The organism is Kitasatospora sp. P5_F3 (assembly GCF_054049135.1).
Genome location: NZ_JBFUMY010000011.1, coordinates 132186 through 155068, shown reverse-complemented (window position 1 = coordinate 155068; position 22883 = coordinate 132186). Strand labels below are relative to the sequence as shown.

At 72.1% G+C, this 22883-nt stretch carries 24 protein-coding genes; 14 read left to right on the top strand and 10 right to left on the bottom strand.

What is annotated here, in order from left to right; translation table 11 throughout:
- Positions 1 to 85: 85 nt before the first annotated feature.
- From ACXJMZ_RS10070 to ACXJMZ_RS10060, 3 genes are all read left to right on the top strand, one after another.
- Positions 86 to 1039, top strand: a complete 954-nt coding sequence (locus ACXJMZ_RS10070; RefSeq protein WP_457029644.1) for a DUF389 domain-containing protein — start codon at positions 86 to 88, stop codon at positions 1037 to 1039.
- 164 nt (positions 1040 to 1203) lie between these two features.
- Positions 1204 to 2538 carry a chloride channel protein gene (locus tag ACXJMZ_RS10065; protein WP_457029643.1) on the top strand — a complete coding sequence of 445 codons (1335 nt, stop codon included), beginning with the start codon at positions 1204 to 1206 and terminating at the stop codon, positions 2536 to 2538.
- Positions 2539 to 2722: 184 nt separating this feature from the next.
- The gene (locus ACXJMZ_RS10060) at positions 2723 to 4153 is read left to right on the top strand and encodes a DUF2252 domain-containing protein (RefSeq protein ID WP_457029642.1); all 1431 of its coding nucleotides are present in this window, start codon (positions 2723 to 2725) and stop codon (positions 4151 to 4153) included.
- Between the two features lie 879 nt (positions 4154 to 5032).
- On the opposite strand, the gene ACXJMZ_RS10055 is transcribed toward ACXJMZ_RS10060, so the two are convergent.
- Both ACXJMZ_RS10055 and ACXJMZ_RS10050 read right to left on the bottom strand, forming a co-directional pair.
- The gene (locus ACXJMZ_RS10055; RefSeq protein ID WP_457029641.1) at positions 5033 to 5824 is read right to left on the bottom strand and encodes a maleylpyruvate isomerase family mycothiol-dependent enzyme; all 792 of its coding nucleotides are present in this window, start codon (positions 5822 to 5824) and stop codon (positions 5033 to 5035) included.
- A gap of 77 nt (positions 5825 to 5901) precedes the next feature.
- On the bottom strand, positions 5902 to 6159 hold the full coding sequence (locus ACXJMZ_RS10050; RefSeq protein WP_457029640.1) for a hypothetical protein: 258 nt from the start codon (positions 6157 to 6159) through the stop codon (positions 5902 to 5904).
- 46 nt (positions 6160 to 6205) lie between these two features.
- On the opposite strand from ACXJMZ_RS10050, the gene ACXJMZ_RS10045 reads away from it, so the two are divergent.
- Entirely contained in the window at positions 6206 to 7081 is an 876-nt protein-coding gene (locus ACXJMZ_RS10045) for an oxygenase MpaB family protein (protein ID WP_457029639.1), read from the top strand.
- 26 nt (positions 7082 to 7107) lie between these two features.
- Here ACXJMZ_RS10045 and ACXJMZ_RS10040 read toward each other — a convergent pair whose 3' ends face one another.
- Together ACXJMZ_RS10040 and ACXJMZ_RS10035 are read right to left on the bottom strand one after the other, a co-directional pair.
- Complete coding sequence (locus ACXJMZ_RS10040; RefSeq protein ID WP_457029638.1) at positions 7108 to 7827, bottom strand: alpha/beta hydrolase; 720 nt, start codon at positions 7825 to 7827, stop codon at positions 7108 to 7110.
- A gap of 74 nt (positions 7828 to 7901) precedes the next feature.
- The gene (locus ACXJMZ_RS10035; protein ID WP_457029637.1) at positions 7902 to 8348 is read right to left on the bottom strand and encodes a cupin domain-containing protein; all 447 of its coding nucleotides are present in this window, start codon (positions 8346 to 8348) and stop codon (positions 7902 to 7904) included.
- Between the two features lie 96 nt (positions 8349 to 8444).
- Between ACXJMZ_RS10035 and ACXJMZ_RS10030 the strand changes: the two genes are divergently transcribed.
- Positions 8445 to 9236 carry a DNA-formamidopyrimidine glycosylase family protein gene (locus tag ACXJMZ_RS10030; RefSeq protein ID WP_457029636.1) on the top strand — a complete coding sequence of 264 codons (792 nt, stop codon included), beginning with the start codon at positions 8445 to 8447 and terminating at the stop codon, positions 9234 to 9236.
- Here ACXJMZ_RS10030 and ACXJMZ_RS10025 read toward each other — a convergent pair.
- A complete protein-coding gene (locus tag ACXJMZ_RS10025; RefSeq protein WP_457029635.1) occupies positions 9223 to 9852 on the bottom strand; it encodes a uridine kinase in 630 nt (209 codons plus the stop codon). The two genes, ACXJMZ_RS10030 and ACXJMZ_RS10025, sit on opposite strands and share 14 nt — an antisense overlap.
- 147 nt (positions 9853 to 9999) lie before the next feature.
- On the opposite strand from ACXJMZ_RS10025, the gene ACXJMZ_RS10020 reads away from it, so the two are divergent.
- The 3 genes from ACXJMZ_RS10020 to ACXJMZ_RS10010 all read left to right on the top strand — a co-directional run bounded on the left by ACXJMZ_RS10020 (position 10000) and on the right by ACXJMZ_RS10010 (position 11352).
- Positions 10000 to 10515, top strand: a complete 516-nt coding sequence (locus ACXJMZ_RS10020; RefSeq protein WP_457029634.1) for an HD domain-containing protein — start codon at positions 10000 to 10002, stop codon at positions 10513 to 10515.
- Between the two features lie 39 nt (positions 10516 to 10554).
- The gene (locus ACXJMZ_RS10015; RefSeq protein ID WP_157531615.1) at positions 10555 to 10725 is read left to right on the top strand and encodes a hypothetical protein; all 171 of its coding nucleotides are present in this window, start codon (positions 10555 to 10557) and stop codon (positions 10723 to 10725) included.
- Between the two features lie 132 nt (positions 10726 to 10857).
- Positions 10858 to 11352: a DUF309 domain-containing protein gene (locus ACXJMZ_RS10010; protein WP_457029703.1), complete on the top strand. Its 495-nt coding sequence runs from the start codon at positions 10858 to 10860 to the stop codon at positions 11350 to 11352.
- A 13-nt stretch (positions 11353 to 11365) separates the two neighbouring features.
- Here ACXJMZ_RS10010 and ACXJMZ_RS10005 read toward each other — a convergent pair whose 3' ends face one another.
- The 3 genes from ACXJMZ_RS10005 to ACXJMZ_RS09995 all read right to left on the bottom strand — a co-directional run bounded on the left by ACXJMZ_RS10005 (position 11366) and on the right by ACXJMZ_RS09995 (position 14468).
- Positions 11366 to 12157, bottom strand: coding sequence for a peptidoglycan-binding protein (locus ACXJMZ_RS10005; RefSeq protein WP_457029633.1), 792 nt, complete (start codon positions 12155 to 12157; stop codon positions 11366 to 11368).
- 236 nt (positions 12158 to 12393) lie between these two features.
- Positions 12394 to 14001 (bottom strand): D-alanyl-D-alanine carboxypeptidase/D-alanyl-D-alanine endopeptidase, encoded by a 1608-nt coding sequence (gene dacB / locus ACXJMZ_RS10000; RefSeq protein ID WP_457029632.1) that lies wholly within the window; start codon positions 13999 to 14001, stop codon positions 12394 to 12396.
- A gap of 146 nt (positions 14002 to 14147) precedes the next feature.
- Positions 14148 to 14468 carry a hypothetical protein gene (locus ACXJMZ_RS09995; RefSeq protein ID WP_457029631.1) on the bottom strand — a complete coding sequence of 107 codons (321 nt, stop codon included), beginning with the start codon at positions 14466 to 14468 and terminating at the stop codon, positions 14148 to 14150.
- A 90-nt stretch (positions 14469 to 14558) separates the two neighbouring features.
- Here ACXJMZ_RS09995 and ACXJMZ_RS09990 point away from each other — a divergent pair, with 90 nt between their 5' ends.
- Positions 14559 to 14837, top strand: a complete 279-nt coding sequence (locus ACXJMZ_RS09990; RefSeq protein ID WP_457029630.1) for a DUF2277 domain-containing protein — start codon at positions 14559 to 14561, stop codon at positions 14835 to 14837.
- 9 nt (positions 14838 to 14846) lie between these two features.
- Here the strand turns inward: ACXJMZ_RS09990 and ACXJMZ_RS09985 are convergent, their stop codons facing one another.
- Positions 14847 to 15590 (bottom strand): FadR/GntR family transcriptional regulator, encoded by a 744-nt coding sequence (locus ACXJMZ_RS09985; protein ID WP_457029629.1) that lies wholly within the window; start codon positions 15588 to 15590, stop codon positions 14847 to 14849.
- A 151-nt stretch (positions 15591 to 15741) separates the two neighbouring features.
- Here ACXJMZ_RS09985 and ACXJMZ_RS09980 point away from each other — a divergent pair, with 151 nt between their 5' ends.
- Positions 15742 to 17262, top strand: coding sequence for an amino acid permease (locus ACXJMZ_RS09980; RefSeq protein WP_457029628.1), 1521 nt, complete (start codon positions 15742 to 15744; stop codon positions 17260 to 17262).
- On the opposite strand, the gene ACXJMZ_RS09975 is transcribed toward ACXJMZ_RS09980, so the two are convergent.
- Positions 17240 to 18532, bottom strand: coding sequence for an RNA-guided endonuclease InsQ/TnpB family protein (locus tag ACXJMZ_RS09975; protein WP_457029627.1), 1293 nt, complete (start codon positions 18530 to 18532; stop codon positions 17240 to 17242). The genes ACXJMZ_RS09980 and ACXJMZ_RS09975 overlap by 23 nt on opposite strands.
- A 149-nt stretch (positions 18533 to 18681) precedes the next feature.
- Between ACXJMZ_RS09975 and ACXJMZ_RS09970 the strand changes: the two genes are divergently transcribed.
- Genes ACXJMZ_RS09970 through ACXJMZ_RS09955 form a run of 4 tightly spaced genes read left to right on the top strand, consistent with a single transcriptional unit; the run spans position 18682 to position 22881 of the window.
- The gene (locus ACXJMZ_RS09970; RefSeq protein WP_457029626.1) at positions 18682 to 20040 is read left to right on the top strand and encodes a glutamine synthetase family protein; all 1359 of its coding nucleotides are present in this window, start codon (positions 18682 to 18684) and stop codon (positions 20038 to 20040) included.
- Positions 20037 to 20741 (top strand): gamma-glutamyl-gamma-aminobutyrate hydrolase family protein, encoded by a 705-nt coding sequence (locus tag ACXJMZ_RS09965; protein WP_457029625.1) that lies wholly within the window; start codon positions 20037 to 20039, stop codon positions 20739 to 20741. The genes ACXJMZ_RS09970 and ACXJMZ_RS09965 overlap by 4 nt, the downstream gene beginning before the upstream one ends.
- Positions 20738 to 22111 (top strand): aldehyde dehydrogenase family protein, encoded by a 1374-nt coding sequence (locus ACXJMZ_RS09960; RefSeq protein WP_457029624.1) that lies wholly within the window; start codon positions 20738 to 20740, stop codon positions 22109 to 22111. Before ACXJMZ_RS09965 ends, ACXJMZ_RS09960 begins: the two co-directional genes overlap by 4 nt.
- 2 nt (positions 22112 to 22113) lie before the next feature.
- The gene (locus ACXJMZ_RS09955; RefSeq protein WP_057233577.1) at positions 22114 to 22881 is read left to right on the top strand and encodes a 3-oxoacyl-ACP reductase; all 768 of its coding nucleotides are present in this window, start codon (positions 22114 to 22116) and stop codon (positions 22879 to 22881) included.
- The last annotated feature ends 2 nt before the right edge of the window (positions 22882 to 22883 follow it).

Sequence of the window (22883 nt, the reverse complement as noted above, 5' to 3'; positions counted from 1 at the left end):
CGTTGCCGTGGCAGACCGGTCTGCGTGAGGGATCCTGCAGAGGCCGGCAGCTTGCCGGGATGCCGGATCTCGTGGAGGTTCAGGATTGGACATGATCCATGTCCGCGCGGTGAGCCCGCCGGACCTCACCGACCGGGTCGTCGATCTCCTTTCGGGTGACCCCTCCGTCCTCAACCTGATCGTGCACCCTGGTGCGGCGCGCAACCCGGACGGCGACGCCCTCGTCTGCGACGTGCTGACCGGCGCGGCGAACGACGTCCTGCGTGCCCTGCGTGCGCTGCGCCTGGACAGCCGGGGCTCCATCGTCATCGAGCCGGTGGACATGGCCTTCGTCGGCGGGCGCGCCGGGGCCGGGGCACGCAGACTCGGTGCACTCACCCACGCGCCCGTCTGGGACCAGGTAGAGGCACGGATCCGGGCCGGGGGGACGTACGCGCCGAGCTTCTACCTCTACCTGGTCGTCGCCGGTCTCATCGGCGCGGTCGGGATCGTCACCAACTCCCAGATCCTGATCGTCGCCGCCATGGTCGTCGGCCCCGAGTACGGGGCCATCGTCAGCATCGCGCTGGGCATCGACCAGCGTGACGGCCGACGGATCCGCCGGGGGCTGCTCGCGCTGCTCGTGGGCTTCCTGCTGGCCATCGTCATCACGTTCCTCTTCAGCCTGCTGATCCGCGGATTCGGCTTCGAGTCGAAGGCGTTCAGCCTCGGTGTGCGGCCGGTCTCCCACCTGATCAACACCCCCGACTTCTTCTCGTTCGCGGTGGCGGGGCTGGCCGGGGTCGTCGGCATCGTCTCGCTCACCGAGGCGAGGACGAGTGCCCTTCTGGGCGTGTTCATCTCGGTCACGACCATCCCGGCGGCGGCGGACATCGCGGTGTCCGTCGCCTTCGCGAGCTGGAGCGAGGCCTGGGGCTCGCTCATCCAGCTGCTGGTCAACATCGTCGTGCTGATCGTGGTGGGCACCGGCACGCTCCGCTGTCAGCGGGAGATCTGGCGCCGGGTGGGCGCCCGGCGCGAGCGGGCCGCCCGGCAGTAGGGCGTCCCGGTGCGGTGTTGAGCCGCAGGAATGACGTTCGGTGAATCGCCGGACGGTCGGGGACCGGAGACGCCGAGCATGCCACCGTGCCGTGATACGACGGCCTTGAGGCTTGTCGACCGACGTGTTTCAGACGACCTTTCGGTGCCGAGGAGACGATGAGCATGCCGACCACACCCGTCGGACCGCCTGCCGCGGCACCGGATCCGTTCGCACTGATCCGCACCCGGAAGTACGTGGTGCTGCTGGTGATGACGGCGCTACTCGGCATCCCGATCTCTGCGGCGGCGTTCGGCTTCCTCGCCCTCGTGTCCGAACTCCAGTCGCTGACCTACACCGACCTTCCCAAGGGTCTGGGCTTCGACGGAACGCCGTCGTGGTGGCCGATCCCGCTGGTCGCCGTGGGCGGACTGCTGGTGGCGCTGACCATCCGCTACCTGCCGGGGTCGGGCGGGCACAAGCCGGCCGAGGGCCTGGTCACCAAGGGAGCGCCGTCGGCGTCGGAACTGCCCGGTATCGCGCTCGCGGCGGTGGCGTCGCTGGCAGCAGGGGTGGTGCTCGGGCCCGAGGCTCCGCTCATCGCGCTCGGCGGGGGCCTCGCGGTGTTCGCCGTCCGGGCGGCGAAGCGTGACATCCAGCCGAACGCGAGTGCCGTGCTGGGGGCCGCAGGGAGCTTCGCGGCTGTCAGCACGCTGCTCGGCTCCCCCCTGCTCGGCGCGTTCCTCCTGATGGAGGCGGCCGGGCTCGGTGGCGCGCTGATGGGTGTCGTCCTGGTGCCCGGCCTGCTCGCGGCCGGCGTCGGTGCGTTGATCTTCACCGGTCTGGGGTCGTGGACCGGCCTGGGCGAGTACTCGCTGGTCCTTCAGCAGGTGCCGCATGCCGACCGGCCCGACATTGCCGGGTTCGGCTGGGCTCTCGCCATCGGGGTGGCCGCGGCCCTCCTCGGGACGGGGATCCGTCGGACGGCCCTGCTCCTGCAGGCTCGGGTCGAGCGGCGGCGGGTGGTGGCCACCGTCCTGACCGGTGCGCTCGTGGGAGTGGCCGCGCTGGTGTACGCCGAATGGACGGGGAAGGAGGCGTCCGACGTGCTGTACTCGGGCCAGAGCGCGCTCGGCCCGCTGCTGGCCGGTCAGGCCGGCTACTCGGCGGGCGCCCTGACGATCCTTGTGGTCTGCAAGGCGATCGCCTACAGCCTTTCCCTCGGCGCCTTCCGCGGCGGCCCGGTCTTTCCGTCGATGTTCGTGGGCGCCGCGGGCGGGCTGGCCCTGGCCCATCTCCCCGGGCTGGACGTGACGTCCGGCTTCGCGATGGGCGTCGGAGCGATGTGCGTGGCGATGCTGAAACTGCCGATGACCGCGGTACTGCTGGCCACGCTGCTCCTGGGAACGGAGGGCATCACCGTGATGCCGCTCGTGATCGTCGCGGTCGTGGTCTCCTACGTCCTCTCACTCCGGCTAACCCCCGCCCCGGCGTCGGCTCCCACGCCGGTGTCCCCGTGAGCCCGTCCGTGTCGGGGCCGGGTGATCGTGCCGGAACCGGGGCCGTCCGCGATGATCGGAAGTGAGCGCACTCTGTGCCCGCCGTGCGCCGTGGTCCCGTCGGGGGCGATGGCCTTCCCGGCGGGAGCGTCCGAAGCCCGTGGGGCGACAACGGTTCACGGGTAAGCCGGTCTGGAGGGTCCTGATGGCTGAACACCTTGCTGCTTCGCTCCGCACCGTACCCGGCGAGACGCCCGCGGAACGAGCGGCCCGCGGGAAGGCGGCCCGTCGCGACGTGCCACGTTCGAGCCACGCCGAGTACCGGCCGTCGGCGACCCGGTTCGACCCGGTGGACCTCCTCGAGAGCCAGTCGGCGACCAGGGTGCCCGAACTCGTCCCGATCCGGTACGGCCGGATGACCGAGTCGCCGTTCCGCTTCTACCGCGGCGCCGCCGCGATCATGGCCGCCGACCTCGCCGGCACCCCGAGCTCCGGAATCAGGGCCCAACTGTGCGGTGACGCCCACATGTTGAACTTCCGGCTACTCGCCTCGCCGGAGCGCCGGCTGCTGTTCGACATCAACGACTTCGACGAGACGCTGCCCGGCCCGTGGGAGTGGGACGTCAAACGCCTGGCGGCCAGCATGGTCATCGCGGCCCGGGCCAACGACTTCACGGACGCGGAACGCGCCGACATCGTGCAGACGACCGTACGCTCCTACCGCGAGGCGATGATCCGGTTCGCGGGTATGCGCAACCTCGACGTCTGGTACGCCCGGATCGACGAGGATCGCCTTCGGGCCGCGTCCGGCGAGGAGTTGGCCAAGCGAGGACGCAAGCGCCTGGCCCGGGCGATGGCCAAGGCCAAGACCCGCGACGGCCTGCAGGCCTTCGACAAGCTCACCGAGACGGTGGACGGGCAGGCCAGGATCGCCGCCGACCCGCCGCTGCTCGTTCCGCTCGCCGACCTGCTTCCCGACGTCGAACGCAGCGTGCTCGAAGGCGAGTTCCGCCAACTGATCGAACGCTACGGCCGCACCCTCTCCTCGGACCGGCGCACCCTGCTCGCGGACCACCGCCTGGCGGACGTGGCCCGCAAGGTGGTCGGCGTCGGCAGCGTCGGGACCCGCTGCTGGATCATCCTGCTGCTCGGCCGGGACGGCGAGGACCCGCTGTTCCTCCAGGCCAAGGAGGCCGACACCTCGGTGCTCGCCGCCCACGTCGGTGCGAGCGAGTACGAGAACCAGGGCGAACGGGTGGTCTCCGGTCAGCGGCTGATGCAGGCCGCCAGTGACATCTTCCTCGGCTGGGAGCGGGTCGACGGGATCGACGGCCGGCGCCGCGACTTCTACGTCCGCCAGCTGCGGGACTGGAAGGGCATCGCCGAGCCGGAACTGATGGTGCCGAACGGAATGAGGGCGTTCGGCGAGCTCTGCGGCACCACCCTGGCCCGCGCCCACGCGCGGTCCGGGGACCGGATCGCGATCGCCGGTTACCTGGGACGGAGCGACGCCTTCGACCGTGCGCTGGCGACGTTCGCCGAGAGTTACGCCGACCAGAACGAGCGCGACCACCAGGCGCTGATGGCCGCAGTACGCGACGGGCGGGTCGCGGCCGCGGCCACGGAACCGGCCTGATCCACACACGCTCAGCTGTACCAGGAAGCCTCTGTCAGCCGTGCCCTGCGAGGTACCTCCCGCTCGGGCATGGGGAACTCGGTGCCGTTGTCCACCAGGACGCTGGCCGGCTCTCCCCGGACCGGGCCGGGCAGTGCCACCTGAACGTCAATCCGTCGCGGGGGTCGGGTGGGAAGGACCGTGGTCAGCGACCGCAGTTGAGCATGGTGGCCGTGGACGTCCGTGGCCGCCACCTCCTTGCCGTCCACCAGGAGCTCGACCGCCCGGGCGCCCCCCAAGTGGACGCCGACGGTCACGGAGCAGCCGGCGTGTTCACAGTGGAAGTGGTAGTCCCGGCCCATGACCGCCTCCGATCGTGGCGAATCCCCCGCGTCCATCGTGACACCCGGTGACGGAGACCGCGAGATCAAGAGCTGCCGACTGCGTACCCCGGGGTGAGCGCGACGCTACGGAGGGTTGCGGACTCAGCGGCGTACTCCGGGGGCGCGTCGTACGCGTGGTATCGCGACCTGATCACCGCTCAGTGGGCTTACTGGGAAGCATAGTTGGGGCCTGCTGCGGCCGTAACCCCCGACATCCGTGTGAGCTCTGCGACGAGGAGGCGAGCGCCGGCTACTACCTCGTCCCGGCCGGGCCGTTCGCCGTCGAGGCCGCGACAGAGCGGGCCCGGGTGATCTGCGGCATGTGTGCGGGCGCAGTGGTTGCCGCTGGCCCCGCCCTCTCGACGCCGCGCTGCCAGCATCCCGGCGGGTGACGCCAGAGCCCGCAGACCCCTGTGACGAATCCTGGACGTCGGCCGGCACTGGGCCGCGCGATCCTTCTGAACGGCTCCGTCACGCAGACCCGCCGAGCGCCGTTGTCAGGCGGTCGACCGCGCGCTCAGAACTCGGAGTTGGCGAACCAGCGCGCCAGCAGCTCCTGGTCTCCCGTGTGCTCGAAGGCCTCCGCGTCGAGGGGCAGGCGGCCGTAGACGAGCAGCAGCAGACCGGCTGCGGCTCCCCGGACGGTCGCATCGGCGGCGTCCGCTCCTTCGCCGGCCGGGTCGAGCCCGAAGCCGTCGGGCCGAAGCCGGATCAGCCAGTCGCCGTCCCCGTCGGTGCAGCGGAACCGGATGGTCTCGCCGTCGCCGCAGAGGTTGGCCACCTTGGGGGCGAAGGAGGTGGCGAAAGGCAGATTCACCAGGAATTCGTCCACGCCGTCGACCGCGAGCGCACGGTCGATCCCGGGCCGGATCCCCAGCGCCAGTTCAGCGTCGACCCGGTGCAGCAGGGTCTCGAACAGCATCCGGCGCGCCCAGAACCGGGCGTGGGGATCGGCGCCCCAGGCCCACATCGGGGTGTCCGGGTCGGTGGCCGCGAACGCGCCAGCCGCCTCGGTCGCGCTGTCGGCCAGCCAGTCGGCCCAGCCGTCCTCCCGCGCCGGCAGCCGCAGGTCGACGTCGCGGCTGCGCGGGGGCTGCTGGATGCGCCCGCGCAGCAGGACGGAGAACCAGCGCTGCACGCTGCCGGTATGCCGGACCAGCTCGGCCATCGTCCAGCCAGGGCAGCTGGGTACCGGGGTCGCCAGGTCGGCGCCCTTGAGCGCCGTCACGAACCGGGCGGTCTCGGTTGCGACGGCGGCGCGGTGGTCGACCGGGGACGGTCCGTGATCGGGGCGGTCGGCGGTGCTCATCGTGTCGTGCCTCTCGAAGGGTTGCCGGTTCTGACGGTGCCTCATCATCCGGCGTGTCGATGATCCCATGGCCCTGCTCAGGCGGCCAGGTTGACCTCGGCCCAGTAGGTCTCCAGCCAGTCGGTGAGAGCCACGGGCCGACTGAGTGCGGCCAGGTGCCCGCCGGGCATCTCCTCGACGGTCACGTCCGTGTACTCCGAGAGCCCTGCGGATTCGTCGTCGCCGGGCAGATCGACCGCGATCACGTCGCGGCCCCGGCTGCGCAGTTCGGCCTCGACGCGGGCGGTGAGGAGCCCTTCGGTACTGTGGCGGTCCGGGTGACGAGGGGTGGGCACGGTGGGGGCAGGAATCGGTACGGCCCGGTGGCGTAGGCCGGTCGCCGTGCTGCGCGCCCGGCTGCTGGACGAGATCAACGCCACCGTGCACGGGGACGACCTGCATCTGGAGCGGTACGACCGGCCGGCCGGGGACGCCGGGCTGTTCGGTCCTGACAGCGTGGTGTGGCGGGTGCACGGGCACCCGGCCGGGATGCTGGTGGGCGGCTTCGCGGCGCTGCTGCTGCAGTCGCTGCACCCGCTGGCGATGGCCGCCGTCGACGCGCACTCCGACTTCCGGGCCGATCCGACCGGGCGGCTGCACCGGACGGCACGGTTCGTCACCACCACCACGCTCGGCTCGACGGCGGCCGCCGAGCAGGCGATCGCGGCGGTGCGGCGGATCCACCTGCGGATCCGGGGCTCCGCGCCCGACGGCCGCCGCTACCGGGCCGACGATCCTGAGCTGCTCACCTGGGTCCATGTCGCCGAGGTGCACTGCTTTCTGACGGGCTATCAGCGCTTCGCCGCCACGCCGCTGACCGCCGCCGAGTGCGACAGCTACTTCGCCGAGGTGGCGATCGTCGCCGAACGGCTCGGCGCCACCGCGATACCCCGGTCCCGGGCCGAAGTGGCGTGCTACCTGGACCGGATCAGGCCCGAGTTGCAGGTCACGCCGCCGGCCCTGGAGGTGCTCCGGCTGCTGCGCGGTTTCGGGCGCAGCCGTCGCGAGCGGCTGGCCGTCCGGCTGCTGACGAACGCCTCGATCGACCTGCTGCCGGGCTGGGCCAGGGCCGAACTCGCCGTCCGCCGCCCCTGGTTGGTCCGGGCCGGCTGGGACCGTCCGCTGGCTCGGGCGGGCGGCCGGATCATGGTCTGGGCCTGCGGTCCGTCCCAGATCCGGGCCGCCGCACATGCCCGGGCCACCGCCGCGAAGCCGTAGCGGTCGGGTCGGGTCGGAGCGGCGGGTCAGAGCGGCAGGGTGAGTTCCAGTCCGCCGGAGTCGGCCGTGCCCAGGGCGAGTGCGCCGGTGACCTCGGCGGGCAGGGGGCGCAGGCCGAGCAGGCCGGCCGTCAGTTCGGCCGCCGCGCGGTGCCAGTCGGCGGAGCGGCGGAGCAGGGCGTGACCCGAGCCGTGCACCGTGTAGCCGGCCACCCGGGCGCCTGCCTCGCGGGCCCGGGCGGCCAGCACGCGGGTCGCCTCCGGCTCGGTGATCCGGTCGCGGTCGCCGTGCAGGGTCAGCACGGTGCGGCCCTTGAGCTGGTGCACCGGTTCGTCCGCCGGGCACCACGGGGCCAGCGCGACCACGCCCGTCACGCACGGGTGCCCGGCGGCCCGGAGCGCGGCCCGGCCGCCCATCGAGTGCCCGACCAGCACGGTCGGCACCGGTCCGAGCTCCTCGGCCAGGTCGCAGAGGGCCGCCTTGGCGTCCCGGGCGGCGTCGGCCCGGTCGCCGTTCCAGCCCCGGTATCGGTAGCGCACCGAGCCGACCGCGATCCCGGCCCCCGCCGTCTCGCGGGCCACCGCGTGGGCGAAGCCCTGCATCCGCAGGCCCGGCAGGTTCACCGGCCCGGGACGGCGCTCGCTCGCCACCTGCCCGCCGTGCAGCACCAGCACCGCCGCCACGGCCCCCTCGGTCGCCCCGCGCCATGCCAGCGCCTGGTGCCCGGCGACCCGCACTCTGTTCATTTCCACCGACTCCAACTCAGACCACCCACCAAGGGGTGGCCACTGTACGCCCGAATGCCGTGGCAGCGAGGACGTCAGGAGCAGCTGGGGGCCGGCATGTCGACCGAGAGCGGGCTGCCCTCCGGGACCAGGTACGTGACGAGCAGGACCACCGGCTCGGTGCCGTAGTTGTAGCCGATGTGGACGTGCTTGTGGCCGGCCGGCTCCACCACCACGCCGCCGGAGGCGGTCACCTCGGTCGAGCAGTCGTCCAGCTTGCGGGTCAGGGTGCCGGACTTGACCACGGCGAGCACCTGACCCGGGTGGTAGTGCCAGCCGGTGGTGCCGCCGGGAGCGATGGTGATCTCGCGGAAGACGACGTCGGTGCGGCCCTTGGCCTTGAGCGTGATGCTGTCCTCCGTGGTGCCCTTGGCGAGCACGGTGGCGGTGACGCCGCTGCCCGGGGTGGCGCCCGCGACGGTCGGCAGGAAGCCGAGGAGAAGGGCGCCGAGGACGGCCGTGCCGGTGCGCTTGATGTTCATGTCCCACCCCGTGAGTACAGACAGTCAGATGATCTTCGCGGAAAAACATATCAGCCGCTGAGTACCCGTCAGCGTGCGCTGCCGGATGATGGACGGGTGCCAGAAGGAGACTCCGTCCACCGCGTTGCCGGGCAGCTGGACCGCGCACTCACCGGCCGCCTGCTGATCACGGCCGAGCTGCGGGTGCCCGCGCACGCCACCGCCGATCTGACGGGCCGCCGGGTGCTCGGCACCGTCCCGCGCGGCAAGCACCTGCTGACCAGATTCGACGGTGGGCTGACCCTGCACACGCACCTGCGGATGGACGGCCGCTGGGAGCTGTACGGCCCGGGGGAGCGGTGGACCGGCGGGGCCTGGCACCAGATCCGGGTGGTGCTCGGGGTCGAGGGGCGGACGGCCGTCGGGTACCGGCTGCCGGTGGTCCAGCTGCTCCGCAGCGCGGACGAGGACTCGGTGGTCGGCCATCTCGGCCCCGACCTGCTGGGTCCGGACTGGGACGCCGCCGAGGCGGTCCGCCGGCTGGTCGCCGACCCGGGGCGCCCGCTCGGCGCCGCGCTGCTGGACCAGCGCAACCTGGCCGGGATCGGCAATATCTACGCCAACGAGCTGTGCTTCCTGGCCGGGCTCACCCCCTGGTCCCCGGTCGCCGACGCCCTCCCGGTTCTGGACCGACTGGCCGCCCGGGCCCGGCAGTTGCTGGACGCCAACAAGGACCGGCCGGGCCACCCGACCACCCCGGACCCCCGCCCGGGCCGGCAGAACTGGGTCTACGGCCGCGCCCGCCACCCCTGCCTGCGCTGCGGCAGCACCGTGCGGACCGCCCAGCACGACCGCGACCGGCCGGCGTACTGGTGCCCGCGCTGCCAGCGCGGCCCTACTCCTCGATGAGGGCCGGGTGTCGGGGGTCGTCGCAGCGGACAGTGAGGTCGGCGAGGGCGGCCGGGTCGGTCTCTGCCTGGTAGCGGGCGAACGCGGGCAGCGTCCACTGCTCCTCCGGTGCGGTCCGGCGGGCCAGCGCGGCCGGGCCGAGGGCGAGGTGCACGGTGAGGTCGAACGGCAGCCAGCGGCCGAGCAGCAGCGGGCCGTCCAGCAGCAGGACGCCGCCAGGCGGGAGCTCGACGTAGCCGGCCCGGGTGGCGCGGTCGGTGGCCGGGTCCCGGAAGGTGGGCAGGATCCGTCCGGTGCCGCCCGGCTCCAGCGGGTCGAGCACCTCGCGCAGCAGCGCGCCGTCGTCCAGCCAGCTGTCGTGATACGCGTCGGGGTCCTGGTGGCCGTACTCCAGGCGGACCGAGGCCGGGCGGAGGAAGTCAGCCGCCGAGACCCGCCGGACGGAGTGCCCGCGCAGGCGCAGCGGCTCGACCAGCGCGTCCGCCAGCGCGGCGGGTGCGGCGGCGGGAGCACCGTCCAGCGCCACTCGGGCCCGGCGGCCGTCGGTGGCGAGGTCGGCGATCCGGTCGGCGAGCAGCTCGGCCAGCCGCTCCGGGGAGATGGGGTGTACCCGCACGGGATCGGTCTCCGGCTTCTCTTCGGTGGGTCGGTCGAAGTATGCCCCGGGCTGCTGCGCGGGGGCGGTCCGGGCCGGTGCTATCGTCGCGCCAGACCGGCGGCCGATCGGCTGACGGACCGTCATCTTCCCCTGGGGGAGCGCGCTGTGCCCACGCTGAGCCTTGCCGATGTCGATGCCCTGGCGGCCGAGGCGCACGCCGGACAGTTCGACAAGATCGGCGCGCCGTACATCGGGCACGTCCGGGCGGTGGCGGCGGGCGTCGCGCCGTTCGGGGTCGGGCTGCAGATGGCCGGGCTGCTGCACGACGTACTGGAGGACACCCCGGTGACCGCCGACGACCTGCTGCGGGCGGGGGTGCCGTTCAGCGTGGTGGCGACCGTGCGGAGGGTGACCAGGCTGCCCGGGGTGGGCTACCGGGAGATGCTCCAGCAGGTGGTGACCGACCACGCGGCCACCCTGCTGAAGATCTCCGACAACGCGCACAACTCCCACCCGGCCCGGGCCGCCGCCCTGGCGGAGGCCGACCGGGAGCGGCTGGCCGAACGCTACCGCTCGGCCCGGGCGGTGCTCTGGCCCGCCGCGGCGGCGGAGGACATCCGCGCGGTGCTGGAACTGGTCAACCCCTCGCTGCTGGCGGAGCTGGCCCCGACGGAGCGATGAGCGCAGGCTGGGGGTAGCCGACCAGTTGGGAGAGCCGTCATGTCGGAGATGCAGGAGAAGTTCAGCGACAAGGCCGCGACCGACCGCGAGGAGGTCCGCGCCGCCGACCCGGAGGAGGGCATCACCTCCTACCAGGTCGCCCATGCCTGGGAGGAGTCGCAGGCCGAGGGCGACCGCGAGGACGAGGCGGGCGAGGACACCCGGCGCTGACCGGTGCGGGACAATCGCGGTATGGCTTATGCGGAGAACGGCGGCGGGGACGCGGTGTGCCGACTGGAACAGGTCTGCCCCGAATGCGGGCGGCTGCGCGAAGGTACGGCGGCCTGCGCGCACTGCGGACCGCTGCCCGCCGCCCCTTCGCCCAGCGCCGTAAGGCGTCCCGGGCGGGACCGCGACGCGGCGGGCCGGGCCCGGAACGGACGGCCGCGGGACGGTCTGGGCCGGCCGCTCCCGTACGGCGCGCAGGGTGCCCCGCGCCAGCCGGAGGGCGTGCAGCGGTCGGCCGAGCGGACGCTCACCGAGGCCCAGCAACTGCTGGACGCCGGAATGCCGTTCCATGCCCACGAGGTGCTGGAGGACCGCTGGAAGGCCGCCCCCGAACCGGAGCGGGCGCTGTGGCGTGCCCTCGCCCAGTACGCGGTCGGCCTGACCCACGCCGCCCGGGGCAACCCGACCGGCGCGGCCGCCCTGCTGGCCCGGGCGGCGGAGGGCCTCGCGCCGTTCGAGGCGGCGCCGCCGTTCGGCATCGACATCACGGGCATCCGGCACTGGGCGGGTCAGGCGGCTGCGGTCGCCACCACGGTGCCCTCGCCGGAGATCCCGGCACTACGGGGGTAGCGGTGAGCGGCCGTCAGATCCGGTCGCCGAAGTCGGACTCCAGGCGGTGGAGTTGGCGCGGCCCCGGGATGCCGTCGGCGTCGGCGCCGGTGTCGCCGAGGCTGAGCTGGTACTGGCGGAAACTCTCGGTGTCGGCCGGGCCCCAGACCGGGCCCGGGCCTTCGGCGTAGTGGGAGCAGCCGGCCGCGACCAGCAGCCGGCCGAGAGTGGTGATGTGCTCACCGACCGCGCCGGGGCCGTACGGGCGGCCGTCGATCACCACCTGACGGGGGATCAGCGGGGCGGGCAGGTCGGACTCGTCCGCCTGGTGGCCGAAGTACCGGACGCCGGGGCGGTCGCGCCAGGCGGGGTCGGCGGTGACCAGGCCCTCGGGGAAGTCGGGGTAGCCGTAGGAGTCGACGTAGCGGGAGCGGCGCTGGTAGCTGCGGCGGTAGACGCCGTCGCCGTTGGCGGAACCGTCGTCGTTGGTGTTGCCCGCGACGACCGTGATGGTGTCGGAGGTGTACGCGAGCACCAGGCCGGTGTGCGCGCCGCCCGGGCCGTACGGGCCCTCGGGGGTGCCGAACAGCACCTGGGCGCCGATCGCGGGGTACGCGGAGAGTCGGCCGCGCTCTTCGAACCAGCCCCGGGCGACCGAGCAGGAGGCGGTGTCCGGGTAGCGGCCCGCGTTGCCGCTCTCCACCGCGACGGCGGCGACGAAGTCGGCGCACCAGCTCTCGGCGGGGCGGCCCATCGCGGCCGAGAAGCGGTTCTGGTTGCCCGCGCCCTCGCGGTAGCCGAGATGGCCTCGGGCGGTCTGCAGCATGGACCTGGCTCCGGACATGTTGGCCTCCGAACTGCGGGCGGCCGAGTCCGGCCGACGCGGGTGCTGAACCACCGTCAGCGTAGTTCTCAGCTGCGGGGGTTCCCGGAGCCGAAGCCATGCCGTTCACCCGGATGGCCCCGCCCCGTGCAACCACACGCCGGGTCCTGCGCGCCGGGGCGCCCGGGACGACAACGGCGCCCCGTCCGAAGCACGGACGGGGCGCCGGAGGCGGGCACTCAGCAGCGGCCGAGCGTCTCGCACTCCTCCCAGCGGGTGGCCGGGACCTCGGCGGGAGCGTCGTGCAGCGCCGGGGCGTTGAAGGACTTCAGCGCGGGCGCGGCGGGCGCGGACGGCGTGACGGCCGGGCCGGTGGCCAGGCGGACGGCGATCGCGTCGAGGACGCTGCGCGGGCGGGCACCCGGGAAGTTGTTGACCAGGATGGAGAACGCGAGCCGACGCCCGTCGGGCGCGGTGGCGTAGCCGACCAGGTTGTCGACGCCGCCCATCGAGCCGCTCTTGGCGTGCACGTTGTTCTCGGCGGCGGTGCCGCGCATCCGGGCGGCCAGCGTGCCGCCGACCATCCGCTCGGGGTTGCCCGCCACCGGGAGGGCGTCGTACCAGGTCTTGAACCACGGCTTGCCGGGGGCGAGCTTGAGCAGGCCGGTCATCTTGGAGGCGCTGACCAGGTCGTAGCGGGACAGGCCGGAGCCGTCCACCTGGCGGCTGGTCGGCAGCTCCAGGCCGTTGGCCTTGAGGAAGCCGCTCACCTGGGTGACGCCGGCGCTCCAGCTGCCCTGGCCGCCCTTGACCTTGCCGATCTCCTTCAGCAGGTGCTCGGCGATGCCGTTGTTGCTGATCTTGAGCATCGGGACCAGCAGCTCGCCGAGCGGCCGCGAGGCGTGGCCGACCAGGGCCTGCGAGGCCTCGGCGCCGGTGGCGGCCTTCGTCGGGTGCATGACCTTGACACCGTGCTTGGCCAGCGCGCCGGCGAAGACGTCGCCGGTGTAGCCGGTCGGGTTCTCCACCGTGGTGAGGAAGTCGACCGGGGCGGAGCCGACGGCCAGACTGCCGGTCAGCGCCAGCTCGTTGACGCCCCGTCGGCGCTCGACGCCGCTGCTGTTGCCGCTGCCCGCCGCGCCGGTGGTGATCTGCCCGGCGAACTTCATCGGCGCCTCGGCCGGGAACAGGGTGACCGTGGCGGGCTGGCCCGCGGTGGCGGCCGGGGTGACGGTCACCTTCACGGTGTCCATCGAGTACTCGGCGTCCGGGGCGACGGTGAGGGCGGAGATCTGCGGGCTGTAGGAGTACGCCTCGTCGTCCCAGGCCCAGCCGGGGCCGAGCGGGACGGAGTCGTAGCGGCTGCCGTCGGCGAGCACCCGGCCGGTCACGGTGGTGATGCCCGCCGCGGCCACCTGGGCGGCCAGGTCGTCCAGGTCCTTCGGCTGCAGGCTCGGGTCGCCGCCGCCGCGCAGGATCAGGTCACCGTTGAGGACGGAGCTGTAGCGGCTGCCGGTGGTGCGGATCTCGGTGGTGAAGACGTGGCTCTCGCCGAGCAGCTCCAGCGCGGCGGCGGAGGTGACGGTCTTCAGGGTGGAGGCCGGGGTGAGCAGGGCGTCGGCCTGGTGCTGGTAGACCACCTGGCCGGTGCTGGTGTCGACGACCTGCACGCCCGCCTGGGCGGTGGCCAACCGGGGATCGGCCAGGATGGCGTCCAGGTCGGCGATCAGCTTCGGGTCCGCCGGGGTGGAGGTGTCGGCCTGGGCGACGCCCGCCAGCAGCGAGGCGGCGATGGCGACGGCGGCGAAGGGCAGGACACGGCGGCGATGGGTGTGCGCGGGCAGCAAGAGTGCTCCTGGCAGTCGGGTACGACGAGGCGCACAGCAAACCCACCGCGCCCGGAGAACCGGCGCGGTTCGGCCCGGAGCCCCCCGTTTGGCGTACACAGACTAGCAGTTGAGTGATCGTCAACAGCCGCCGGGAGCGGTCCGCCTCAGGTCGGTACGCCGGACCCGCCGCCGGCCTTGGTGGCCTCGACCATGGCCTGGTGCAGATTGCGCGCGGCGGTCTCGTCGGTCACCGTGACGGGGCTGCCGACCACGGTGAACCAGTCCTGCGCCCCGGTGTACTGGATGGTGATCCGGGCCTCGCCGTCCACCCAGGTGGTGTGCAGGGTGAGGTCTCCGGTGATTGCTCCGAGCTCCTCGGTGAGGACACCGCCGTGCCCGGCCCGGATGCCCTGCGTGGTCCACGTCGCCCAGGTCTCCACTGTGCCTCCCCGCTGCTGTCCGACCTCGCGGCCGTGAGTGATCATGCGTCAAGAGTTACCCGCCACGGTACCTCGGGACGCCCGCCAGTACCCCCTGTCACCTGTCAGGGGACGGTGAAGAGGCAGACTGGAGGCATGTGCCGAAGCATCAAGACCCTGCGCGCCCCGGTGACCCCCGAGGTGACCGAGGACGACATCCACGCGGCTGCGCTCCAGTACGTCCGGAAGGTCTCCGGCTTCCGGGCGCCGGCGGCGCACAACCAGGAGGCGTTCGACCGGGCGGTGGCCGCCGTCACCGAGGCGACCCGGGAGCTGCTGGAGCACCTGGTGGTGCGCGGCGCCCACCAGCACGTGCACAGCAACGGCCACCAGCACGAGCACCTCGAGCAGCACGAGCACGAGCACCAGCACTGACGCAGCAGGTCAGCCCAGGAACCCGCGCAGCAGCGCCGCCGTCGCCTCGAGATGCTCCTCGGTGGCGCGCCGGGCGCCCTCGATGTCGCCGTCCAGGATGGCCCGGACCATGGCCTGGTGCTGCTCCGAGGCGTGGTCGATGTTGCGGCCGAGCACCGGGATCGCGTTCAGCAGGTCGTTCAGTCGCATCCGGCTCTCGGCCACCCCTGCGGCCAGCGAGTGGGAGCCGGTCAGCTCGGCGATGGCCAGGTGGAAGCGGGAGTCGAGCTGCCGGTACTCGTCCGGCCCCGAGCGCTCCAGCTCGTCCAGGCGCTGGGTCAGGTACGCGCGCTGCTCGGGCGTGAGCGCGCGCCGGGCGGCCTGCTCGGACGCCCCGGTCTCCAGCACCATCCTGAAGGTCAGTGCGTCCTCCAGCTCCGCCCCCATGTCCTGGACCGCGCGCCGGAGTTGGCCGAGGTCCGGGTCGGGCGGCGGCAGCCGGTAGGTGACGAAGGTGCCGCCGTAGCGGCCGCGTCGGGACTCCACGCAGCCGGCCAGCTGGAGTGAGCGGATCGCGTCGCGCAGGGTCTCCCGGCTGACGTGCAGCCGGGCGGCCAGCTCCCGTTCGGCGGGCAGCCGGTCGCCGTAGCCGAAGACGCCGAGCTTGAGCGCCTCCAGGATGCGTTCGACGGTCTCCTCGAAGGCGTTGCCGGTCCGGACGGGGCGGAAGATCGCGCCGCCCTGCCAGTCCATCAGCCCGCCGTCGTCGTCCACGCGGGAATCGTACCCAGACCCCCTTGACGCGCCCACCACGTGGGGTGAAACATGCTCACCACGTCAATGGTCCGGTTTCAGTCCATTGATCTCCACACTGCCGTGGGCGCACGTTTCGGACTTCCCCCAACCGAACCCCCAAGGGGTGCGCATGTCCTCCGAAAACACTCTCAGCGACACTCTCGGCGACGACGAACATCGCCTCCGCGAACTCGGATACACCCAGGAGCTCGCCCGCTCGATGTCGGGCTTCGCCAACTTCGCGGTCTCGTTCTCGATCGTCTCCATCCTCTCCGGCTGCCTCACCCTCTACGGCTTCGGCCTGAACACCGGCGGCCCGGCCATGATCATCTGGGGCTGGCCACTGGTCGGCGTGATGACCCTGTGCGTCGCACTCGCAATGGCCGAGATCTGCTCCAGCTACCCGACCGCAGGCGGGCTGTACTACTGGGCCGCCAAGCTGGCCAAGCGCAACGGCCCGGCGACCAGCTGGTTCACCGGGTACTTCAACTTCATGGGCCAGGTCGCGGTCACCGCCGGGGTCGACTTCGGCGCCGCCTTCTTCACCAACGCCTTCCTGGCCCTCCAGTGGGACTACGCCGCCACGCCCGCCCACACCGTGCTGATCTTCGCGGTGATCCTGGTCCTGCACGGGCTGCTCAACACCCGTGGCGTCAAGCTGGTCTCCCTTCTCAACACGGTCAGCGTCTGGTGGCACCTGATCGGCGTCACGGTGATCGTCGGCGCGCTGGTCCTGCTGCCCGCCGAACACGCCTCCGCCTCCTTCGTGTTCACCGAGTTCGTGAACAACACCGGCTTCCGGAACAGCTTCTACGTCGCCATGCTCGGCCTGCTGCTCGCCCAGTACACGCTGACCGGCTACGACGCCTCGGCGCACATGACCGAGGAGACCAAGGACGCGGCCCGCTCCGGGCCGAAGGGCATCGTCAACTCGGTACTGGTCTCTATCGTCGCGGGCTGGGTGCTGCTGCTCGGGATCACCTTCGCGATCCGCGACTACGACGGGGCGCTCGGCAGTTCGACCGCGGTGCCGCCCGCGCAGATCTTCATCGACGCGATCGGGGTGGGCGGCGCCAAGCTGCTGCTGCTGATCGTGATCGGCGCCCAGTTCTTCTGCGGGATGGCCTCGGTCACCGCCAACTCCCGGATGATCTATGCCTTCTCGCGGGACGGCGCGCTGCCAGGCTCGCGGATCTGGCACCGGATCAACCCTCGCACCCAGACCCCGACCGCCGCCGTCTGGCTGGCCACCGGCGGCGCGTTCGTGCTCGGCGCGCAGTACCTGTGGAACGCCACCGCGTACGCCGCCGTCACCTCGGTCTCCGTCATCGGGCTGTACATCGCGTACGTCGTCCCGGTGTTCCTGAGACTCCGTCAGGGTGACGCCTTCGAGCGCGGCCCGTGGCATCTGGGCCGCTGGAGCAAGCTGGTCGGTAGCGTGGCGGTCGGCTGGACTGCGCTGATCACCGTGCTGTTCATGCTGCCCACGGTCAGTCCGATCACCGCCGTCAGCTTCAACTACACCCCCGTCGCGGTTGCGGCCGTGCTCGGCTTCGCCGGGGTCTGGTGGCTGGTGTCGGCCCGGCACTGGTTCACCGGCCCGAAGGTCACCGCCGAGGACGAACCGATCACGATTCTGGAGAACCGTTGACATCCTCCCCGCGCTGGAGCGCGGGGGTTCCGGCCGTGCCTGCGGCACGGGGCTTGCTCCCTGTGCGGCGGGCGTTCCGGTGGGTTCCTGTTTCAACGGGCCGTGCCTGGCGTGGGATTGCCACGCCGGGTCTTACCGGCCCTCCGCAGGCGTTTAGCCTGTCCGCCCGTCCGGCGGCCAGGATGTTCCGAGCAGCATTGAGGTCACGATCGTGAGAGGCACCGCACGCTCCGCACGCCCACGTGCGGACGCTCAACGGCTTGGGCCCGTCCAGGGCGCCACAGGTGGAGCACACCTGCGAGGTCGGTTCGTACCGGCCGATCACTCCTACGTGCCGTCCGTACCGTGCGGCCTTCTCGGTGAGGAGGCGTCGGAAGGTAAACCATCCGGCGTCGTGCACGGACTTGGCCAGGCGGGTCCGGGCGAGGCCGTGCACGTTCAGGTCTTCCAGGTAGATCGCTTGGTTCTCGCGGATCAACCGGGTCGTCTGCTTGTGCAGCCAGTCCAAGCGGGTGTCGGCCACCTTGGCGTGCGCCCTGGCGACCTTCTTGCGGGCCTTCGCCCGGTTCCTGCTCCCCTTCACCTTGCGGGACAACGCCCGCTGCAAGGTCTTGAGCTTCTTCTCCGCCTTGCGCAGAAAGCGGGGGTTGTCGATCACTGTGCCGTCGGACATGACGGCGTAGGTGGTCAGCCCGAGGTCGATCCCGATCTCGGTGTCCAGCGCCGGCAGGTGCTCGGGGTCGACGTCCACCACGAAGCTGGCGTGGTACCGGCCGGCCGGGTCGAGGACCACGGTCACGGACGACGGGTCGGCGGGCAGCGCCCGCGACCACTTCACCCGCAGGTCACCGATCTTCGCCAGGTTCAGCTTCCCGTTGGACCGCAGGCGGAAGCCATTGCGAGAGAACCGCAGCGACTGCCTGTTCTCCTTCCGCGACTTGAACACCGGCAGGCCAACCCGGCGGCCGACCCGCTTCCCGGACACGCTGTCGAAGAAGTTCCGGTACGCGGTGTCCAAGTCCCGCAGAGACGACTGCAAGGCGTCGACCGACACCGACCCGAGCCACGACCGGGCTTCCGTCCTCTTCGCATCCGTGATCACTGCCTTGGCCAGGACGCCGATCGGGATCTTCGACCCGTCCGCTTTCCAAGCCGCCTTCCGCAGGGCAAGCGCATCGTTGTACACCACCCGCGCGCACCCGAACGTACGGGCCAGCGCTTGCCGCTGATCCACCGTCGGATAGATGCGATAGGAGTATCTGAGGTGCACAAAATCAACCTACCGTTGGGCACTGACAACCACCTGCGGCCGCCCGCACAGCGGGGCGCCCTGGCTGCGAAACACAGCCCCCTGACCTACCCCGCAGGCAGTCCGCTTCCTTCCCCGGCTAACGCCGAGGGTGCCCACGGAGGTCCCCGATGAGCAGCCCCCGCCTCACCCTCGACCGGCTGCGCGAGCTGATCGGCAGCGGCGCCGTGGACACCGTGGTGCTCGCCCTCACCGACATGCAGGGCCGGCTCCAGGGCAAGCGGATCGCCGCCGGGCACTTCCTGGACGAGGTGGTCGAGAACGCGGCCGAAGGCTGCGGCTACCTGCTCGCCGTGGACATCGACATGAACACCGTGGACGGCTACGAGGTCTCCTCCTGGGAGACCGGCTACGGCGACTTCGTGCTCAAGCCCGACTTCGCCACGCTGCGGATGGTGCCCTGGCACCCGGCCACCGCGATGGTCCAGTGCGACGTGCTCCAGCACGACGGCACCCCCGTCGCGGTCTCGCCGCGGCAGGTGCTGCGTCGGCAGCTGGAGCGGCTGGCCGGGTACGGCTGGCAGGCGTACGCGGGCACCGAGCTGGAGTTCATCGTCTTCAAGGACAGCTACGAACAGGCCTGGCAGAAGGACTACTTCGGGCTCACCCCGGTCAACCAGTACAACGTCGACTACTCCGTCCTGGGCACCTCCAGGATCGAGCCGCTGCTGCGCCGGCTGCGCAACGAGATGACCGGCGCCGGGCTGACCGTCGAGTCGGCCAAGGGCGAGTGCAACCTCGGCCAGCACGAGATCGCCTTCAAGTACGGCCCCGCGCTGGCCACCTGCGACGACCACGCGGTCTACAAGACCGGCGCCAAGGAGATCGCCGACCAGGAGGGGTACAGCCTGACCTTCATGGCGAAGTACAACGAGCGCGAGGGCAACTCCTGCCACGTGCACCTGAGTCTGCGCGACGAGCAGGGCAGGCCGGTCTTCGCCGGCGACGGGCCGGGCGGCTTCTCCCGCACGATGGAGCACTTCCTGGCCGGGCAGCTCGCCTGCCTGGCCGAGTTCTCGCTGCTGCTGGCACCGACGGTCAACTCCTACAAGCGGTACGTGCCGGGCAGCTTCGCGCCCACCGCGGTCGCCTGGGGCCGGGACAACCGGACCTGCGCGCTGCGGGTGGTCGGCCACGGCCCCTCGCTCCGGTTCGAGAACCGGGTGCCCGGCGGGGACGTCAACCCGTACCTGGCGCTGGCCGCACTGATCGCCGCCGGGCTGCACGGGGTCGAGCAACAGCTCGCCCTGGAGCCCGAGTTCACCGGCAACGCGTACGCCTCGGACGCGCCCCGGGTGCCCAGCACGCTGCGCGACGCGGTGGCCGCCTTCGAGGCCAGCGAGGTCGCTGCGCTGGCCTTCGGCAAGGACGTGGTCCGGCACTACACGCACGCCGGTCGGGTCGAACTCACCGCCTACGACGCGGCGGTGACCGACTGGGAGCGGCGCCGCGGATTCGAGCGGCTGTGACGAATCATCCGACGGAGCGTCCGCTGATCGGCGTCAGCAGCTACCGGGACGAGGCGGCCTGGGGCGTCTGGCGGCAGCCCGCCGCGCTGATCCCGCAAAGCTATGTCGAGGCCGTCGAACAGGCCGGCGGCCTGCCCGTCCTGCTGCCGCCGCAGGACCCGGCGGGCGCCGCCTGGGTGCTGGCCCGGCTGGACGGGCTGGTGCTGGCGGGCGGCCCCGACCTCGACCCGGCCTCGTACGGGGCCGAGCCGCACCCGCGCACCGGGGAGCCGCAACCGGCCCGGGACGGCTGGGAGTTCGCGCTCACCCGGGCGGCGATCGACAGCGGACTGCCGCTGCTCGGCGTCTGCCGGGGCATGCAGCTGCTGAACGTCGCGCTCGGCGGCGATCTGGTCCAGCACCTCGACCCGCCGGACCACCAGGTCGCCCCGGCCACCTTCCAGTGGCAGCAGGTCGAGACCGCACCCGGCAGCAGGCTGGCCGCGATCCTCGGCGGCCACGCCAAGGTGCGCTGCTACCACCACCAGGCCGTCGGCCGCCCGGGCGAGGGCCTGGCGGTCACCGCCCGCAGCACCGACGGCACCGTCGAGGCGGTCGAACTGCCGGGCGAGCGCTTCGTGTTGGGCGTGCAGTGGCATCCCGAGACCGACCCCAGCGACCCGCGCCTGTTCCAGGCCCTGATCAAGGAGAGCACCCAGTGAGCAGTGCGGAGCCCGACCTCTTCGAGGTGGTCAACCCCGCCACCGAGGAGGTGATCGCCAGCGTCCCGATGACCTCGCTCGCCGAGACCGACGCCGCCATCGCGCGGGCCGCGGCCGCCTTCGACAGCTGGCGCCGGGTCGCCCCGGCCGACCGGGCCCGGCTGCTGCGGGCCTTCGCCGCCGCCGTGGACGCCGACCGGGAGCACCTGGCGCAGCTCGAGATCGCCAACGCGGGCCACACGGTGGGCAACGCCCGCTGGGAGGCCGGCAACGCCCGGGACGTGATCGAGTACTACGCCGCCGCCCCCGAGCGGCTGTTCGGCCGGCAGATCCCGGTGGCCGGGGGAGTGGACCTGACCTTCCAGGAGCCGCTGGGCGTGGTCGGCATCATCGTGCCGTGGAACTTCCCGATGCCGATCGCGGCCTGGGGCTTCGCTCCCGCGCTGGCAGCCGGCAACACGGTGGTCCTCAAGCCAGCCGAGCTCACCCCGTTGACCGCTCTGCGGCTGGCCGAACTCGCCCGGCAGGCAGGCCTCCCCGAGGATGTCTTCCAGGTACTGCCCGGGCGCGGCCCCGTGGTCGGGCAGCGGTTCGTCACCCACCCGGCCGTCCGCAAGGTGGTCTTCACCGGTTCGACCGCCGTCGGCAAGGCGGTGGCCGCCGGGTGCGCCGCGCAGGTCAAGCAGGTCACCCTCGAACTCGGCGGCAAGAGCGCCAACATCGTCTTCGCCGACGCGGACCTGGCCAAGGCGGCGGCCTCGGCGCCGGGCGCGGTCTTCGACAACGCCGGGCAGGACTGCTGCGCCCGCTCCCGGATCCTGGTCCAGGCGAGTGTGCTGGACGAGTTCATGGCCGCCTTCGAGGCCGCCGTACGGGCGGTCCGGGTCGGCGACCCGACGGACGAGAAGACCGAGATGGGGCCGCTGATCTCGGCCGCGCACCGGGAACGGGTCGCCTCGTACGTCAACGACCCTTATCTTGTCGGCAGTTGCCCGGACGGCCCCGGCTTCTGGTTCCCGCCGACCGTGCTGACGCCGGGTCGGACGGACGACCGGGCGTTCACCGAGGAGGTCTTCGGCCCGGTGGTCAGTGTGGTCCCGTTCCGGGACGAGGCGGACGCGCTGCGGATCGCCAACGCCACCGAGTACGGCCTGTCGGGCTCGATCTGGACCAGGGACATCGGCCGCGCGCTGCGGGTCGCACGCGGCGTCGAGGCGGGCAACCTCTCGGTCAACTCGCACTCTTCGGTGCGCTATTCGACCCCGTTCGGCGGCTTCAAGCAGTCCGGCCTGGGCCGGGAGCTGGGCCCCGACGCCCTCAACGCCTTCACCGAGACCAAGAACGTCTTCATCGCAACGGAGGAGCAGTAGCCATGACCAAGCGTCTGGACGGCCGGGTGGCCGTCATCACCGGAGCAGGCAGCGGGATCGGCCTGGCCACCGCGAAGCGGTTCGCCGCCGAGGGGGCGAAGGTGGTCTGCGTCGACCTCGACCCGGAGAGCGGCGAGAAGGCCGCCAACGAGGTGGGCGGCCTGTTCATCCAGGCCGACGTGACCGACGAGGCGGCGGTGATCGCGATGTACCAGCAGGCCGTGGACACCTACGGCAGCCTGGACATCGCCTTCAACAACGCGGGCATCTCGCCGCCGGAGGACGACTCGATCCTGACCACCGGGCTGGAGGCCTGGAAGCGGGTCCAGGAGGTCAACCTGACGAGTGTGTACCTGTGCTGCAAGTACGCCATCCCGCACATGCAGCGGCAGGGCAAGGGCTCGATCATCAACACCGCCTCGTTCGTCGCGGTGATGGGCGCGGCCACCTCGCAGATCTCCTACTCGGCCTCCAAGGGCGGGGTGCTGGCGATGTCGCGCGAGCTGGGCGTGCAGTTCGCCCGGGAGGGCATCCGGATCAACGCGCTCTGCCCGGGGCCGGTGAACACCCCGCTGCTCCAGGAGCTGTTCGCCAAGGACCCGGAGCGGGCGGCCCGCCGCCTGGTGCACATCCCGCTCGGCCGCTTCGCGGAGCCGTCCGAGATCGCGGCGGCGGTGGCCTTCCTGGCCAGTGACGACTCCTCGTTCATGACGGCGAACACCTTCCTGGTGGACGGCGGCATCTCGGGGGCGTACGTCACCCCGGAGTAGCC